Annotated in this window: 15 protein-coding genes; 11 read left to right on the forward strand and 4 right to left on the reverse strand. The window is 68.7% G+C overall.

Annotated features, from left to right (window positions below; all coding sequences use genetic code 11):
• Positions 1-2: 2 nt before the first annotated feature.
• Together TSO5_RS12855 and TSO5_RS12860 are read right to left on the reverse strand one after the other, a co-directional pair.
• On the reverse strand, positions 3-359 hold the full coding sequence (locus tag TSO5_RS12855; RefSeq protein WP_247870734.1) for a DUF4126 domain-containing protein: 357 nt from the start codon (positions 357-359) through the stop codon (positions 3-5).
• Between the two features lie 147 nt (positions 360-506).
• Positions 507-1979 (reverse strand): aldehyde dehydrogenase family protein, encoded by a 1473-nt coding sequence (locus tag TSO5_RS12860; protein WP_348981058.1) that lies wholly within the window; start codon positions 1977-1979, stop codon positions 507-509.
• Positions 1980-2096: 117 nt separating this feature from the next.
• Between TSO5_RS12860 and crtI (TSO5_RS12865) the strand changes: the two genes are divergently transcribed.
• The 5 genes from crtI (TSO5_RS12865) to TSO5_RS12885 are packed head-to-tail and all read left to right on the forward strand — an operon-like array spanning position 2097 to position 8223.
• Positions 2097-3596: a phytoene desaturase family protein gene (gene crtI / locus TSO5_RS12865; RefSeq protein WP_247870735.1), complete on the forward strand. Its 1500-nt coding sequence runs from the start codon at positions 2097-2099 to the stop codon at positions 3594-3596.
• Complete coding sequence (gene crtI / locus TSO5_RS12870; protein ID WP_109151974.1) at positions 3593-5119, forward strand: phytoene desaturase family protein; 1527 nt, start codon at positions 3593-3595, stop codon at positions 5117-5119. Before crtI (TSO5_RS12865) ends, crtI (TSO5_RS12870) begins: the two co-directional genes overlap by 4 nt.
• A 31-nt stretch (positions 5120-5150) precedes the next feature.
• Positions 5151-5966, forward strand: a complete 816-nt coding sequence (locus TSO5_RS12875; protein ID WP_109151975.1) for a lysophospholipid acyltransferase family protein — start codon at positions 5151-5153, stop codon at positions 5964-5966.
• The gene (locus TSO5_RS12880; RefSeq protein ID WP_109151976.1) at positions 5963-7114 is read left to right on the forward strand and encodes a glycosyltransferase; all 1152 of its coding nucleotides are present in this window, start codon (positions 5963-5965) and stop codon (positions 7112-7114) included. Before TSO5_RS12875 ends, TSO5_RS12880 begins: the two co-directional genes overlap by 4 nt.
• Positions 7111-8223, forward strand: a complete 1113-nt coding sequence (locus TSO5_RS12885; protein WP_109152015.1) for a sulfotransferase — start codon at positions 7111-7113, stop codon at positions 8221-8223. The genes TSO5_RS12880 and TSO5_RS12885 overlap by 4 nt, the downstream gene beginning before the upstream one ends.
• A 4-nt stretch (positions 8224-8227) precedes the next feature.
• On the opposite strand, the gene mazG is transcribed toward TSO5_RS12885, so the two are convergent.
• Positions 8228-9037 carry a nucleoside triphosphate pyrophosphohydrolase gene (gene mazG, locus TSO5_RS12890; RefSeq protein WP_109151977.1) on the reverse strand — a complete coding sequence of 270 codons (810 nt, stop codon included), beginning with the start codon at positions 9035-9037 and terminating at the stop codon, positions 8228-8230.
• Between the two features lie 273 nt (positions 9038-9310).
• Entirely contained in the window at positions 9311-9685 is a 375-nt protein-coding gene (locus TSO5_RS12895; protein ID WP_109151978.1) for a hypothetical protein, read from the reverse strand.
• Between the two features lie 207 nt (positions 9686-9892).
• Here TSO5_RS12895 and TSO5_RS12900 point away from each other — a divergent pair, with 207 nt between their 5' ends.
• The 6 genes from TSO5_RS12900 to TSO5_RS12925 all read left to right on the forward strand — a co-directional run bounded on the left by TSO5_RS12900 (position 9893) and on the right by TSO5_RS12925 (position 16065).
• Entirely contained in the window at positions 9893-10345 is a 453-nt protein-coding gene (locus TSO5_RS12900; RefSeq protein ID WP_109151979.1) for a MarR family transcriptional regulator, read from the forward strand.
• A 91-nt stretch (positions 10346-10436) separates the two neighbouring features.
• Positions 10437-11354 (forward strand): HlyD family secretion protein, encoded by a 918-nt coding sequence (locus TSO5_RS12905; RefSeq protein WP_109151980.1) that lies wholly within the window; start codon positions 10437-10439, stop codon positions 11352-11354.
• A gap of 10 nt (positions 11355-11364) precedes the next feature.
• Positions 11365-13452 (forward strand): FUSC family protein, encoded by a 2088-nt coding sequence (locus tag TSO5_RS12910; protein ID WP_109151981.1) that lies wholly within the window; start codon positions 11365-11367, stop codon positions 13450-13452.
• Entirely contained in the window at positions 13449-13658 is a 210-nt protein-coding gene (locus TSO5_RS12915; protein WP_109151982.1) for a DUF1656 domain-containing protein, read from the forward strand. The genes TSO5_RS12910 and TSO5_RS12915 overlap by 4 nt, the downstream gene beginning before the upstream one ends.
• A gap of 44 nt (positions 13659-13702) precedes the next feature.
• On the forward strand, positions 13703-15058 hold the full coding sequence (locus TSO5_RS12920; RefSeq protein WP_109151983.1) for an ATP-binding protein: 1356 nt from the start codon (positions 13703-13705) through the stop codon (positions 15056-15058).
• Positions 15055-16065 (forward strand): HupU protein, encoded by a 1011-nt coding sequence (locus TSO5_RS12925; RefSeq protein ID WP_109151984.1) that lies wholly within the window; start codon positions 15055-15057, stop codon positions 16063-16065. The genes TSO5_RS12920 and TSO5_RS12925 overlap by 4 nt, the downstream gene beginning before the upstream one ends.
• Positions 16066-16069 lie beyond the last annotated feature (4 nt).

Raw genomic sequence — 16069 nt, forward strand, 5'->3', positions numbered from 1 at the left:
CGTCACGCCGCCGCCACGATCAGAACGGCCGCGATCAGCACCACCGCATCTTCAATCAGGGCGGCGGGGCGGTCGCGGCCAAAGGCGGCGGCCATCCGCATGCGTGCCGCATAGCCGACAAGCGTGCCTGCGACGGCGCCGATGCCGCCGGCGACCAGACCGCCGACCCAGAATCCGGCATTCGCCCCGACGGCAGCCCCGGCGATGGCCCCGCCGGCGATGCGGCTGGCGAAGGGGAAGGGCAACTTGCGGCTGGGGGTGGTCGGCAGCTTGTCGACGATCAGCTCCACCACGGCCAAGACGGTGAAGACCCAGGGCGACACCGGGTGTCCGAGGAAGAACAGCCAGCTTCCCGACACGTCGAGCCAGCCGCCATAGGCGGCTCAACTGACCGCGGCCGGAGCGAGCAGCGTGCGCGAGCCGGAGACTGCGCCGATCAGGAAGGCGAGGATCAGGGCAAGCATTCGGTCATCCATCATCAATTCGGCGTCGTCAATTCGGCATCGTCAATTGCGAGAGCGTCCACGCACCGCCAGCACCATCCGCCGGAGCGCCTCGGTTCGGGTGCCGGGGCCGCCATGGAACAGGCGCAGAGCGGCCAACATCAGCGCGTCGTCGCCCTCGCGCGGAGCGTCGAAATGCGGGCGCAACCGCCCCGTGCGCACCGAGACGGTCTTCACCTGCGTCATCTCCAGAAGCCCTTCGGCACCACGGGTGACGCCCCAGCCGCTGGCATGCCGTCCGCCGAAGGGCAGGCGCGGATCGGCGGTCGGCACGATCAGGTCGTTGATCGTCACCGTCCCGGCATCGATCCGCCCGGCCAACTCCCGAGCCTGAGCCACCGGCCCGAAGACCGACGCCCCCAGCGCGTAGGGGCTGCGCGTCGCCGCATCCAACGCCTCCTCGATGTCCCGCACCGGCACCAGCGATAGGACGGGGGCGAAGATGTCCTCGCGCAGCAACGCCATGCCGGGCCGTGCGTCGGCTAGGATCAGCGGCGTCATGGCGGGGGCTTCGTCCTCCGGTACAGTCCCCAGAGCACGCGCGCCCTCCGCCATCGCATCGTGCGCAAGGGCGGCGAGCCGGCGTCTCACCGGCAGGGACACCGGCACCGGGGGGATCGTGGCGACCTGACGGACAAGGGCGGCCTCCAGACCTGCGGCCATCCCATGCGGAACGAAGACCCGCCGCGGCGCGATGCAGGTGGCGGAGCCATTGAGCCGCAGGCCGAAGGCCAGCGCGCGGGCGACCTGATCCGCGTCCGCGCCCGGCAGAACGAAGACGGCGTCATTGCCCGACAGCTCCATCGTCGAGGGCACCAGATGGCGGGCGAGACGTTCCGCCACCGCCCGGCCGGTGTCCGCCGAGCCGGTCAGCACCAGCTTGTCGATGCCGGCGGCGATGGCCTCGCCCACCGCCCCGGCGGACTCGTCCAGCACCTGGAACAGCCCCGGCGGCAGGCCGGCCTCCTCCAGCCATTCCCCCAGCAGGACCATCGGTGCGCCGCATCCCGGCGCCGGCTTGACCAGCACCCGGTTGCCGGCCGCCAGCGCCTGCACCGCCTGCACGCCCGGCAGCAGCAGCGGGTAGTTGGACGGCCCGACGATCAGGACCGTGCCGATCGGATCCCGCCGCACTTCCGCCTCCACGCCGAACAGCCAGACCGGGCGCCCGCGCCGGCCCAGCCGCCTCGGCGCCAGCAGGCCGGCCGCCTCGCGTTCCAGGAATCGGCAGGCCTCCGCCAGCGGCAGGATTTCGGCACTGACGCTCTCCGCAGCATGCCGGCCCGGTCGTGTCTCCAGTGATCGCACGAGCCTCTCGGCATCGGCCGCAATACGGTGGCGAAGTTCGCGAATAATCGAAAGTCGTAGTGAAATGTCCTGGGCACGCCATGCCTTAAACTCAGCTGATGATCGAAATTTTTCATTGATCATCGAAAGGGTTACGACATCAGGAGAGGGGCTGTTGTTGCGATCCATTTTCGACCCGGCTGCGTAACCACGAAGACAGAGTTCGGCAGCGCAGGAGCGTTTGGCAAGCGCATGGAACGACAAGTCGTGATCATCGGCGCGGGACCGGGCGGATTGGCATCCGCGATGCTCCTGGCGCTTACGGGTGCAAAGGTGACGGTGCTGGAACGGCAGGACCGCGTCGGCGGCCGGTCGGCCGGCTTCTCGATGGACGGATACCGCTTCGACAGCGGCCCCACCTTCTTCCTCTATCCCCGCATTCTGGAGGAGATCTTCGAGGCCTGCGGACGCCGCCTGTCGGACGAGGTCGACCTGATCCGCCTCGACCCGCTCTATCGGCTGGTGTTCGAAGGCGGCGGCGAGTTGCGCGTCCAGGCCCAGATGAAGGCGCTGATGGCGGAGATCGCCAAACTCAGCCCGCGCGACGCCGAAGGTCTGCCGCGCTTCCTGGCCGACAACCGGGCGAAGATGGAGCGTTTCCGCCCGGTTCTGGAATCCGACTTCTCCAGCCCCTGGGCCCTGGCTTCGCTGCCGATGCTGAAGGCGCTGGGCAGGCTGTCGCCGCACCGGTCGGTGGACCGCGACCTGTCCCGCTATTTCCAGGACCCGCGCATCCGCCTCGCCTTCTCGTTCCAGAGCAAATATCTGGGCATGTCGCCCTTCCGCTGCCCCAGCCTGTTCACCATCCTGTCCTTTCTGGAGCATGAACATGGCGTCTTTCATCCCCGTGGCGGGACGGAGGCGGTGATGGAGGCGATGCGCCGGGTGGCGGAAAGCCTGGGCGTCACCGTGCGGCTGAACGAGACGGTGCGCCACATCAAGTTCCAGGGCCGCCGCGCCGTCGGCGTACGGACGGAAGCCGGCGACTATCCCGCCGATGCGCTGGTCATCAACGCCGACTTCGCGCGGGCGATGACGACGCTTGTGCCCGACGACCTGCGCCGGCGCTGGAGCGACGCCCGCCTCGCCACCAAGAAATTCTCCTGCTCCACCTTCATGATGTATCTGGGCATCGAAGGCAAAGTGGACGGGCTGGACCACCACACCGTCTATCTGGCGGAGGATTACGCCCGCAACCTCGCGGAGATCGAGGAGTGCCGGGAACTGCCGCGCCGGCCTTCGATTTACGTCCAAAACGCCTGCGTCACCGATCCGGCGATGGCGCCGCCGGGCGGCAGCACGCTCTACATCCTCGTTCCGGTCGGCCACCAGCGTGGGCACATCGACTGGCAGGCGGAGGCGCCGCACTACCGCCGGCTCGTACTCGACCGGCTGGCAGGCTTCGGTCTGACCGATCTTGAGCGCCGCATCCGGGTGGAGCGGGTGGTGACGCCGGCCGACTGGGAAAGCCGGTTCGCGGTGCATCGCGGCGCCACCTTCAATCTGGCGCACAGCCTGGACCAGATGCTTCACCGCCGCCCGCGCAACCGGTTCGAGGATCTCGACGGCGTCTATCTGGTGGGCGGCGGCACCCATCCCGGCAGCGGACTGCCGGTCATCTTCGAAGGCGCACGGATCACGGCGCGGCTGCTGGCCCAGGAACTGGGCCTGCCGACGCCCTGGCGCACAAAGACCATGGGATTGTCCGGCATGCTGCGGCAGGCCGTTGCAGGGGGGATGGCATGACGGATCGCATCGCGGTGATCGGTGGGGGCCTGGGCGGTCTGGCGGCGGCGGTGGTGCTGGCGGCGCGCGGGCACACGGTGACCCTGCTGGAAAAGAACGCCTGGGTCGGCGGCAAGGCCGCCGTGCTGGAGGACAGCGGCTTCCGCTTCGACATGGGGCCGACCATCCTGACGGTGCCGCGTGTCCTGCGCCGCATCCTGGAAGAGGCCGGCTGCGACCTCGACCGCGAATTGGAGATGGTCCGGCTGGAGCCGCAATGGCGCTGCTTCTTCGACGACGGCACCGTGCTGGACCTGTCGGAGAATGTCGGCACCATGGCGGCCGAACTGGACCGGCTGGCCCCCGGCCGTGGGGCGGGGGATGGCTATCGCCGCTTCCAGGCGATGTCGGAACGGCTGCACGGCATCTCCGAACGCTTCTTCTTCTGGAAATCAGTGGAGGATTTGGGCGACACGCTGAACTTCCGCAACAGCTTCAACGCCAGCACCCTGTCCGACGTGCTGGCGCTCCGCATGGGCAGCACGGTGGCGGGCACCATCCGCAACCATGTGCCGGACGCGAGGGCGGCGCAGATGCTGGACCATTTCACCCAGTATGTCGGCTCCTCCCCCTACGGCTCGCCGGCAGTGCTGTGCGCCATCGCCCATATGCAGACCAATGACGGCGTCTGGTATCCGATGGGCGGCACCCGTGCCGTGCCGGCGGCGCTGGAGCGGGTGGCGCGGCGGTTGGGCGTCGACATCCGCACCAACACCGGCGTCCGCCGCCTGCAGGTGGAGCGCGGGCGCGTCATCGCGGTCGAAACCGACGAAGGCGAGCGCATCCCGGTCTCCGCCGCGGTGTCGAACATGGATTCCGTCCGGACCTATCAGGAACTGGTCGGCGGGCAGCCGGCCAAGCGGTTCTCCAAGCGCCGCAGCTACGAGCCGGCCTGTTCCGGCGTGGTGTTCTATCTGGGGCTTGACCGCGCCTACGATCACCTGCTGCACCACGACTTCGTCTTCTCCCGCGATCCGGAGGAGGAGTTCGACTGGATCTATAGCCAGGGGGAACCGGCACCCGACCCGACCTGCTACATCGCCGCGCCCGCCCGCACCGAACCGGGCGTCGCACCAAAGGGTGGGGAGGCGCTGTATGTGCTGGTCCACACCCCCTATCTGCGCCCGCGCCACGACTGGAGCCGCATGCTGCCGGCCTATCGCCGGGTGGTGTTCGACAAGCTGAAGCGCACCGCCGGCATGGCCGACCTGGAGGACCGCATCCGCGTCGAACATGTGCTGACTCCGCAGGATATCCACGACCGTTACAAGGTCCTGAACGGCGCAATCTACGGCTTGGCGAGTCACGGCCGCTTCATGGGCGCCTTCAAGCCGGGCAACCGCTCGCGCGATGTGGAGGGGCTGTATCTGGCCGGCGGGGCCGCCCATCCGGGACCGGGCATGCCGATGGTGCTGATGTCCGGCTGGATCGCCGCCGACAGCCTGGACCAGGACATGCGTGGCTCAGCCCGTGCCGTGGCCTGACGGAAGGCGGCCCAGGGGATTGACGAACGGCATGACGGACGATCCGGTCGCGTTACGGTCGCGGTTTCTCTGCTGGTACTTCGGCGGCGTCATGGCACGGCGTCTGCAGCGCGGCTTCCATGCCATGAGGCTGGCCCGACCGGGCTGGCCGGTGCTGCCGCCGGGCCGGCCGGTCATCGTCTATCTGAACCACCCGTCCTGGTGGGACCCCGCCCTGCTGATCGTGATGGGGACCACCCGCTTCCGCGGCCGTCCGGGTTTCGGGCCGATCGATGGGGGGATGCTGCGCCGCTACCGCTTCATGCGCCGGATCGGCCTGTTCGGGCTGGAGCCCGGCCGGGCCGGGGCCGTCACCTTCCTGCGCACTGCCGAGCATATCCTGGCCGATCCACGCGCCATGCTGTGGATCACCGCGGAGGGCGCCTTCACCGATCCGCGCCGCCGCCCGGTGACCCTGCGGCCGGGAATCGCCCATCTTGTCCGCCGCATGCCCTCGGCCGTGGTGGTGCCGCTGGCTGTCGAATACCCGTTCTGGGACGAACGCACACCGGAGGCTCTGCTCCGTTTCGGCGAACCGATGGATGCCGCCTGCTTCGCCGATCTGCCGGTGCCGGAGATCGCGGCGGATCTGGAGGGGCGGCTGGAGGCGGTGATGGACCAGCTGGCGCTCGATGCGCAAAGCCGGGACCCAGCGCGTTTCCTGACGCTGATGGAGGGGACGGTGGGGATCGGCGGGGTTTACGACCTATGGCGCCGGGCACGGGCCTGGGCGGGCGGACAGGCCTTCTCCGCGGCACACAACGATGGGCAGAGGCCGATGCCGCAGCGGGAGGTGAAACGGCAATGAGCGTCATCGACCTGATTGCCGGGCTGTTGCTGGTTCTGGCGCTGCTGCCGCTGGGGCAGGGAATCGTGAACCTGTCCCTCTATCGCCGTCCGACCGCCGCCCCGCCGCTGGGCACCGCCGTCAGCATTCTGATCCCCGCCCGGAACGAGGAGGCCGGCATCGCCGCCGCCATCGATGCGGCGCTGCTCAGCCGTGGTGTCGAGGTGGAGGTCGTGGTGCTCGACGACCACTCCACCGACTGCACGGCGGAGATCGTCCGCAGCATCGCCGCCCGCGACGCGCGCGTCCGGCTGGAGCCTGCACCGCCGCTGCCGCCGGGCTGGTCGGGCAAGCAGCATGCCTGTCAGGCGCTCGCCGGGCTGGTGCGCCATCCGGTGCTGTTGTTCCAGGATGCCGACGTGCGTTTGTCCCCCGCCGCCGCCCGTCTGACCAGCGGCGCCCTGCTGTCGGGCGGGGACGGTCTGGTCAGCGGCTTCCCGCGCGAGGAAACCGGGACGCTGGCCGAGGCGCTGGTGATCCCGCTGATCCATTTCCTGTTGCTGGGCTACCTGCCGATGGCGGGAATGCGGCGGTCCACCGACCCGCGCTTCGGCGCCGCCTGCGGCCAGCTGATCGCGGTGCGGAAGGACGCCTATCTGGCGGCCGGGGGCCATGCGGCCATCGCGGCGTCGCTGCACGACGGGGTGACGTTGCCGCGGGCCTTCCGCCGGGCCGGGCAGGGCACCGACCTGTTCGACGCCACCGGCCTTGCCCGCTGCCGGATGTATCGCGGCTGGCGCGAGCTGTGGTCCGGCTTCTCCAAGAACGCGACTGAGGGGATGGCGACCCCGGCCGCCCTGCCGGTCTGGACTCTGCTGCTGTTCGGCGGCCATGTGCTGCCCTGGATGCTGCTGGGCTGGGCGGCTCTGCACCGGCTGCCCGTGGCGGCGGTCGTCCTGGCCGGGCTGGCGGCGGTGGCCGGGGTGATCTTCCGCCTGCTGCTGGCCGTCCGTTTCCGCCAGAGCGTCGTCGGCGCCCTGCTGCACCCGGTCGGAATCCTCATCATGCTGGCGATCCAATGGTCTGCGCTGCTGCGCGCGCGCCATGGCAAGCCGTCGGAATGGCGGGGCAGGGCCTATCCGGCCGGGCCGGGACCGGACGCGCCATGACCCCCTGGCTGCGCCGGAATGGGCACCGCATCTTCCACCCACTGGCCGGCGCCGACGCCGCCACGCTCGCCACCGTGCTGCGCGACGGCGGCGGTGTGGGGCCGCTGCACCTGCACCGCGTCGCGACCGCGGTCGGCGCCGCCGCGATCCGCGCACCGTTCGACCTGCTGGAGCAGCGCCGGGTGAAGCGGCTGGCGGGGCAGGGCAGGGCCGCAGGGCCGCCGCCGCTGTTCATCCTCGGCCACTGGCGCAGCGGCACCACCCATCTGCTGAACCTGCTGGCCCAGGATCCCCGGTTCGCCGCTCCCGATCCGCTGGCGGTCGGCCTGCCCTGGGGCTTCCTCGGCCTGAGTTCCTTCTGGCGCTCAAGGATGGAGGAATGGCTGCCGCCCGACCGCATCATCGACGCCATGCCGGTCGACCCGACCTCCCCACAGGAGGACGAACTGGCTTTGGCCCTGATGCAGCCGCTGTCCTACTACCACGGCATCTTCTTCCCCAAGCATCTGCGCCGCGCCTTCCGCCAGGGCGTGTTGTTCGAGGATTGCCGGCCGGAGGCCGTCGACCTGTGGCGCCGCCGGATGGACCTCTACCTGACCAAGATGCAGATCTATTGCGGCGGCCGGCGCCTGCTGATCAAGAATCCGGCCCACACGCCCAAGCTGGCGAAGTTGCTGGCCCTGCGACCGGACGCCGTTTTCGTCCACATCCACCGCGACCCTTACGAGGTCTTCAGCTCCACCCGCCGCATGCTGCTGACCCTGCTGCGGGAGTTCTCGCTGCAATCCTACGATTCGCGTGTGGTCGACGGTTTGGTGCTGGACCTCTACCCGGCGATGATGGCGCGGTTCGACCGTGACCGGGCGTTGCTGCCACCCGGCAGGCTGGTGGAAATCCGCTATGACCGCTTCATCGCCGACCCGCTGGAGACCCTGCGCGTAATCTATGATGGGCTTGCTCTCGGCCCGTTCGAGCCGGTGCGGCCGCGGGTCGAGCGCTACCTCGCAGACGTGCGCGACTACCGCCGCGCCCGCCACGATCTGGAGGACCCGGCCCGCAGCGCCGTCCGTCGGCGCTGGGCCTTCGCCTTCGACCGCTGGGGCTATTGAGCCGTCACGTCTCGCCGCGTTCCTCGCGCTTGGCCTGCTGCCAGAGGGCTTCCATCTCGTCCAGCGTGGCGTCCTGCGGTTTGCGCCCGCCGTCGGCCAGCAACGCTTCGATGCGGTGGAAGCGGCGTTCGAACTTGGCGTTGGTGCCGCGCAGTGCCGCCTCCGGCTCCACCTTCAGCCGGCGGGCGAGGTTGACCAGCGCGAACAGCAGGTCGCCCAACTCGTCGGCCACCCGTTCCTGAGCCGAATTCGCGTCCATCTCCGCCCGCAGCTCCCGCACCTCCTCCTCGATCTTGTCGAGGATGTCGCGGGCGTCGGTCCAGTCGAAGCCGACGCGCGCCGCGCGGTTCTGCAGCTTCAGCGCGCGGGTCAGCGCCGGCAGCCCGGCGATCACGCCCTCCAGCGCCGACGGCGCCCGACCTTCCTCGGCAGCCTTCGCCGCCCGTTCGGCCGCCTTGTGGTCCTCCCAGCGCGAGGTCTGCTGGTCGGACGACTTCACTTCCTCCGGTCCGAAGACGTGGGGGTGGCGGCGGATCATCTTGTCGGTAATGACACCGGCGACCTCGTTGAAGTCGAACAGCCCTTCTTCGCGCGCCATCTGGCTGTAATAGACGACCTGGAACAGCAGATCGCCCAACTCCTCGCGCAGGGCGATCTTGTCGTCCTTCTCGATGGCGTCGGCGACCTCATAGGCCTCCTCGATCGTGTGCGGCGCGATGGAGCGATAGGTCTGCTCCAAATCCCACGGACACCCGCCGTCGGGATTCCGCAGCCGCGCCATCACGTCGAGCAGCCGGTCGATGTTGCGGGTCATGTCGTGCCGTCTCCGATTGCGGGGAGGGGAAAGTCCGCGACGATAGCGGACAGGCGGCGACGGGGGAAGGTTTGCCGCACCGGTACTGACATTCCTACTTTGCGGCCACTCATTCAGCACATAATCAGCATTATGGAAACATTTTCGGCGCACTTCGGTTATTGTCCCACTCCCGGTAAAGGCCTATATTTCCGACAGGCGCCGGCGTAAATTTGGCCATGCCGGGAACCCTTCGGGGCCGCTGGGATGCGATGGCTCCCAGGCCGGCGCTTCTCAGTCCAGCGAGTTTCGAACCAATTCCCCGCGCCGATGAAAGCGCGGCAGGTCGGCAGGACGCATCCGACGGAAGGATTGCAGATAAACTTCCTTGCCGTCGCGTATCGCCTTAAGAGCGGCATACCACCATTTCCCGTTGAAATGCGCGACAACGACGTGGTGATCACGGTCCGCCCGGACCTCGCCATGGTCAAGTACCTCTTGAAGGTATGCGAAAATCTCAGTTGTCCATGCGTGGTGCCCATGAGTGTCTCGGGTTCCGCCAGACAGGAACACGCGCGCCGTCTTCGCCTTCAGATGGGTCTGAATATCGAGCGGCAGCTTGGCAACCACGATCACACCCGACGCATCTCCCTCCAAAAAATCCTTCACGCCAACCGGTCCCCGCTACGATGTTCGGGCGTGACGCTATCTCAGACGATGAAGAGGAGAAAGCCGGCGACTGCATACAACCGCGCGACAAATAGCCTGCCCTGTCTTGCCCCTCCCGCACCGCAGCAATCCAGCCATGCGGCAAGCGGGACCGCAGGCGCACTGTGCCCCCTTGCCGGATTTCGATAGCAAACCTATTAAATAGGGATGCTACAAGATAAGCCTCTACGCCTTCCTCCCAATTTCGGCCTGCACCTGTTCCGCGCCTCCCATCTGTGGCGGCGGGCGGCGAACAAGGTGCTGGCGGACAGCGGATTTTCCACCTCGGCCATCGCGCCGCTGATGCTGCTGGCCGAGCTCGGCGACGGACTGCGGCAGCGCGAATTGGCGGAAGAGATGGGCGTCGAAGGCCCGTCGCTTGTCCGTCTTCTCGACGGGCTGGAAGCGGCCGGGCTGCTGGAACGGCGCGAGGATGCCTGCGACCGCCGGGCGAAGACCCTGCACATGACCGACGCCGGCCGTCAGCTGTTGATTCAGGTGAATGACGCATTGAACGACGTCCGCCAGCGGTTGATGGCAGAGGCGACGGAGGCCGACGTGGAAGCCTGCTATCGCGTGCTTTCCATCATCGAGGCCAACGCCAAGCGTGAACAGAACTGACCGGTGCGTGTTCTCCGGGGATGCGCCACGGCCAGGACCGGCCGCGCTGCGCCTCCGGCCGTATCGGTGCGGTGATCGAGGAACCAAGACCGTGACATTTCTTCCTTCCTTCCGGGCCGTGGCCCGGATCGCCGTGACCCTGCTGGTGACCGTGGCGGCGGTCGGCGGCGGACTGTGGCTGTGGGATTACTATATGAACGAGCCCTGGACCCGCGACGGCCGCGTCCGCGCCGACATCGTCCAGATTTCCTCCGACGTCGCCGGGCTGGTGACCGACGTGCGGGTGGCCGACAACCAGCTGGTCCACAAGGGCGAGGTGCTGTTCGTCGTCGATCCCGGCCGCTACCGGCTGGCGGAGGAGCAGGCGCAGGCCAACCTCGACAGCGCCAAGGCCGAGCTGGCCTATCGCACCGCCGAGGCGCACCGGTACGAGCAACTGGGCAACAACGTCGTCTCCACCGCCCAGCGCCAGGAGGTAAATTCGGCGATGGCCAAGGCCGCCGCTGCAACCAAGCAGGCGGAGGCGGCGCTTGACCTCGCCCGCTTCAACCTCGGCCGTACGGAGGTGAGGGCGACCGTCGACGGCTATGTCACCAACCTGCAGATGAAGGCCGGAAACTATGTCGCTGCCGGGCAGGCGGTCGTGGCGCTGATCGACAGCCATTCCTTCTATGTCATGGGCTATTTCGAAGAAACCAAGCTACCGCGCATCCATATCGGCGCCCCCGTCTCGGTTCGGATCATGGGCGTGAGCACCGAACTGCGTGGGCGGATCGACAGCATCACCCGCGCCATCGTCGACCGCGACCGGGCGGAGGGCACCGGGCTGGTCGCCAACGTCAACCCGACCTTCAACTGGGTGCGGCTGGCCCAGCGTATCCCCGTGCGCATCGCCCTGGACGAGGTGCCGGAGTCGCTCCAGATGGTTGCCGGGCGCACCGCGACGGTGTCTGTGGTGGGGGCCACTGACAGAACGCCGAAGGTCGCCGAACTGCCGGCCGGGCAGTGAGCGCAAGGCGATGCCCAAAGCCCCTACCCTCGACGAGCTGGTCTTTTCGCTGAAGTCCTTCGCCGCCTCCATGCTGGCGCTCTACGTCGCGTTCGGCATGGGGCTACCGCGTCCCTTCTGGGCGATGCTGACCGCCTATGTGGTGTCGAGCCCGCTGTCGGGCACCGTTCGGTCGAAGGCGGTCTATCGCGTCGCCGGTACGGTGGTCGGCAGCATCGCCGCCATCGTCCTGACGGTGGAACTGGTCAATGCGCCGGAGCTGCTGTCGCTGGCGGTCGGGCTTTGGGTCGGCGGCTGCCTGTTCATCTCGCTGCTGGACCGCACGCCGCGCAGCTACGCCTTCATGCTGGCGGGCTACACCGCCGGGCTGATCGTCTTTCCCGGCGTCGCCAATCCGGAGGCGATCTTCGACACCGGGCTGGCCCGGGTGGAAGAGATCATCCTCGGCATCGTCTGCGCCACCGTCATCCACAGCGTGATCCTGCCGCGCGGCATGGGACCGGTGCTGCTCGGCAAGCTGGACGCCGCGCTACGCGATGCGGAGCGCTGGACGCTCGACGCGCTGGAACAGGTCACCACCGACACGCGACTGCAAGACCGCCACAGGATGGCGACCGACCTGACCGAACTGCGGGTGATGACCACCCACCTGCCCTACGACACGTCCGATCTGCGCTGGATGACCCGGCCGATGCGGGCCTTGCAGGACCGCATGGTCTATCTGCTGCCGGTGCTGACCGCCGTGCATGATCGGCTGGGTGCGTTGCGGCGGCCGGACGGGGCGATACCACCGGATGTGGCGCCGGTGGTGGCTGCCGTGCGGGACTGGATCGCTGCCGGTGCGGCTGCGGATCCGGCGGACGCCGCCCGGCTGATCGGCTGGCTCGACCGGCTGGAAGCGGAGGAAGCGGGGCGGGCTTCGGCCGGCTGGCAGGCGGCGACACGCTTCAGCTTCATCCGGCGCCTGCGGTCGCTGGTGGAGATCCACCGCGACTGCCGGGACCTGCGGGCGCACATCGCAACCGGCGACCACGACCTGCCCGATCATCTCGACCCGCTGGCCCGCAAGCGCTCCCGCGGCGTCTTCCATCTTGACCAGGGCATGGCGGCTTGGTCGGCGGCGGCGGCCCTGCTGGGCATCACCACCGTCTGCGCCTTCTGGATCCTGACCGGCTGGTCTTCCGGGGCGGCGGCGGCGATGATGGTGGCGGTCTTCACCTGCTTCTTCGCGTCCTTCGACGATCCGGTACCGGGCATCCGCCTGTTCCTGGTCTACACGCTGGCGTCCATCCCGCTGTCGGCCTTCTATCTGCTGGTGGTGCTGCCGTCCTTCGACAGTTTCCCCATGCTGGTGCTGTGCCTGGCGCCGACGCTGGTGGGCCTGGGCATCTTCGTCGCCCGGCCGGCGACAATGGGCAAGGCGATGGCGCTGATCTTCGGCGTCGGCGGCTCGCTCAGCCTGCTCGACACCGGCAACGGCGATTTCGCCTCCTTCCTGAACAGCAGCACCGGGCAGATCGTCGGCATCGTCACGGCGATGCTGGTCACCCGCATGTGCCGGTCGGTGGGCGCGGCCTGGAGCGCGCGGCGCATGCTGCACATCGGCTGGCGCGAGATCGCCGATCTGGCGCGAATGGGCGGGGAGCCGGCGAATGACGGGTTCGAAAGCCGCATGCTGGACCGCGTCGGGCTGCTGTCGGCCCGGCTGGCGCAGGCCGGAGGGTCGGTGGATGTGGACGCCATCGACGCGGTGCGCGACCTGCGCGTCGGGCTGAACGTGGTGGAGCTTCAGCGGGCACGCCCTGTTCTGGGTGTGGCGGGCGGGGCGGCTCTGGAGCGTCTGCTGCGCGGCGTCGCTGCCCATTTCCGTGCCCTGTCCGCCAAGCGGCCCGACCCGGCGCCGACCGAGCTGCTGGACAGCATGGACGATCTGCTGTCGGCCATCGACGCCGCCCCACCCTGCCCCGAGCGCGACCGCGCCGTGGTGGCGCTGGCTTCCCTGCGGCGCGCCCTGTTCCCGGACGCAGCCCTGGAGGCGCAACCGATCGCCCCAGAGGGGACCCACGAGCCGCTGCAACAGGAAAGGGCACGCGCATGATCGGTGAAATCGACGTCTACGGCCTGTTCCTGCCGCCGCTGTTGATCCTGGCGGTGGTGGCCTGGGCGGTATCGGCGCTACTGCGCCGGGGCTTGCGCGCCATCGGCGCCTATGGCTGGGTCTGGCACGCGCCGCTGTTCGACTTCGCGCTCTATGTGCTGGTGCTGAGCGGCCTTGCCGGCCTGTGGTCGATCTGGTCCGCCTGAAATCGTCCACACCATGACGGTTGCGGCGTGCTAGTCTGCGCACCATGACCGCCCCGCTGTCGCAGCCATTTTCCATGCCCGGCATGACGCCCGATGCCGACGCCGAGAGCGCCTGGATCGACGTGATCCGGAAGATGGACGAGACCTATGCCAATCTCGTGACGCAGCAGGTGGAGCTGGAACGCAAGAACGCCGAGTTGGAGGAGGCGCAGGCCTTCATCGCCAGCGTTCTGGGTTCCATGACCGACGTTCTGATCGCCTGCGACCGCGACGGCCGGATCGAGCAGACCAACCCGGCAGCCGAACGGGCGCTGGGCTGTGCCGGGCGCGAGCTGACCGGGCGGCCGCTGCGCGATTTCCTCGACCCCGCCTTCCATCCCGCCTTCGCCCGCCTGTGCAGCGCCGCCCTTCAGCGCGAGGAGGCCAGCGATGTGGAGCTTTCCCTGCGCGGGCCGGCTGGCCCCTTCCCCATCGCGGTCAACAGCACGGTGCGCTACGACCAGCGCGGCCATGCCATCGGGCTGGTTCTGGTCGGCCGGCCGGTGGGCGAGCTGCGCCGCGCCTACCGCGACCTCGCCGCTGCCCATGAAGGGCTGAAGCAGACCCAGCAGCAGCTCGTCCATTCGGAAAAGATGGCATCGCTTGGTCGGCTGGTCGCCGGCGTGGCGCATGAACTGAACAACCCGATCTCCTTCGTCTATGGCAACGCCCATGCCATGCGCCGCTATGTCGACCGCATGACCGCCTATCTCGACCGCGTGCATGAAGGCGCCAACCCGGCGGAACTGGCAGCCCTGCGCAAGGAACTGCGCATCGACCGCGCCCGCGCCGACGCCGCGGCGACCCTGGACGGCATGCTGGAGGGGACGGAGCGGGTGCGCGACATCGTCGCGGAGCTTCGCCGCTTCTCATCGGAACAGAAGCACGCCTCGGAACGCTTTGATCTGACGGGACTTCTTCGCTCCGCCGTCACCTGGGTCGCCAAGGCGCAGATGCCTGACCTGACCGTCGTCTTCGACCTGCCTGACACGCTGGACATCGCCGGCCATCCCGGCCACCTGCATCAGGTCGCCATGAATCTGGTCCAGAACGCCATCGACGCCATGGCCGGGGCGGCCGTCAAGCGGCTGGAACTGCATGGCCGGGAGGAGGCGGGAACGGTCGTCGTCACCATCCGCGATACCGGACACGGCATTCCCGATGCGATCGTAGGCCGCGTTTTCGATCCCTTCTTCACCACCAAGCCGGTCGGCAAGGGCACCGGGCTCGGCCTGTCGATCAGTTACCAGCTGGTGCGCGACCATGGCGGCGATCTGGCCGCCGCGAACCATCCGGATGGCGGGGCGCTGTTCACCCTCACCCTGCCGGCGGCTGGGCGCCGGGAAGGAGCCGTGCGATGAGAGAGCGCCCGCTGTCGGTGCTGTGGCTGCAATCGGGCGGCTGCGGCGGTTGCACCATGTCGCTGCTCTGCGCCGAATCGCCGGACCTGATGACGCTGCTGGAAACCGCCGGCATCCGCCTCCTCTGGCACCCGAGCCTTTCGGAGGAAATCGGGGCCGAGGCGGTGGACCTGTTCGAGCGCATCCTGTCGGGGGCCGAGCCGCTGGACGTGCTGTGCGTGGAGGGATCGCTTCTGCGCGGGCCGAACGGCACCGGACGCTTCCATGTGCTGGCGGGCACCGGACGGGCGAGCATCGACTGGGCGCGCGATCTTGCCGCCGTCGCCGGAACTGTGGTCGCGGTCGGCACCTGTGCGGCCTTCGGCGGCATCACCGCAGGGGGCGAGAACATCGCCGACGCCTGCGGCCTGCAGTATGAGGGCACGCAGCGCGGCGGCGCCCTGGGCGCGGAGTTTCGGGCGCGCGGCGGCCTGCCGGTGGTGAACGTCGCCGGCTGCCCGACCCACCCGAACTGGGTGACCGAGACGCTGATGCTGCTCGCCGAGGATGCGCTTGCCGCCGCCGATCTGGACGTCTACCAGCGCCCGCGCTTCTACGCCGACCATCTGGTCCACCATGGCTGCCCGCGCAACGAGTATTACGAGTACAAGGCCAGCGCGGAAAAACCCTCCGATCTCGGCTGTCTGATGGAGCATATGGGCTGTCTCGGCACCCAGGCGCATGCGGACTGCAACACCCGCCTGTGGAACGGCGAGGGGTCCTGCACCCGAGGCGGCTATGCCTGCATCAACTGCACGGCGCCGGGCTTCGAGGAGCCGGGGCACCCGTTCCAGCAGACGCCGAAATTCGCCGGCATCCCCATCGGCCTGCCCACCGACATGCCGAAGGCGTGGTTCGTGGCGCTGGCCTCCCTCGCCAAGGCGGCGACGCCGGAACGGGTGCGCCGCAACGCCGCCGCCGACCGCATCGTCGTCGCCCCCACCGTCCGCCCCACCCGGAAAGGCTGACCCG

This window comes from Azospirillum sp. TSO5 (assembly GCF_003116065.1).
Classification (GTDB): domain Bacteria; phylum Pseudomonadota; class Alphaproteobacteria; order Azospirillales; family Azospirillaceae; genus Azospirillum.

Coding starts and splice junctions, on each gene's coding strand:
- TSO5_RS12860 (WP_348981058.1), bottom strand. CDS start 1,979: ATGGATCGCAACAACAGCCCCTCTCCTGATGTCGTAACCCTTTCGATG.
- crtI (WP_247870735.1), top strand. CDS start 2,097: ATGCTCCTGGCGCTTACGGGTGCAAAGGTGACGGTGCTGGAACGGCAG.
- crtI (WP_109151974.1), top strand. CDS start 3,593: ATGACGGATCGCATCGCGGTGATCGGTGGGGGCCTGGGCGGTCTGGCG.
- TSO5_RS12875 (WP_109151975.1), top strand. CDS start 5,151: ATGACGGACGATCCGGTCGCGTTACGGTCGCGGTTTCTCTGCTGGTAC.
- TSO5_RS12880 (WP_109151976.1), top strand. CDS start 5,963: ATGAGCGTCATCGACCTGATTGCCGGGCTGTTGCTGGTTCTGGCGCTG.
- TSO5_RS12885 (WP_109152015.1), top strand. CDS start 7,111: ATGACCCCCTGGCTGCGCCGGAATGGGCACCGCATCTTCCACCCACTG.
- mazG (WP_109151977.1), bottom strand. CDS start 9,037: ATGACCCGCAACATCGACCGGCTGCTCGACGTGATGGCGCGGCTGCGG.
- TSO5_RS12900 (WP_109151979.1), top strand. CDS start 9,893: ATGCTACAAGATAAGCCTCTACGCCTTCCTCCCAATTTCGGCCTGCAC.
- TSO5_RS12910 (WP_109151981.1), top strand. CDS start 11,365: ATGCCCAAAGCCCCTACCCTCGACGAGCTGGTCTTTTCGCTGAAGTCC.
- TSO5_RS12915 (WP_109151982.1), top strand. CDS start 13,449: ATGATCGGTGAAATCGACGTCTACGGCCTGTTCCTGCCGCCGCTGTTG.
- TSO5_RS12920 (WP_109151983.1), top strand. CDS start 13,703: ATGACCGCCCCGCTGTCGCAGCCATTTTCCATGCCCGGCATGACGCCC.
- TSO5_RS12925 (WP_109151984.1), top strand. CDS start 15,055: ATGAGAGAGCGCCCGCTGTCGGTGCTGTGGCTGCAATCGGGCGGCTGC.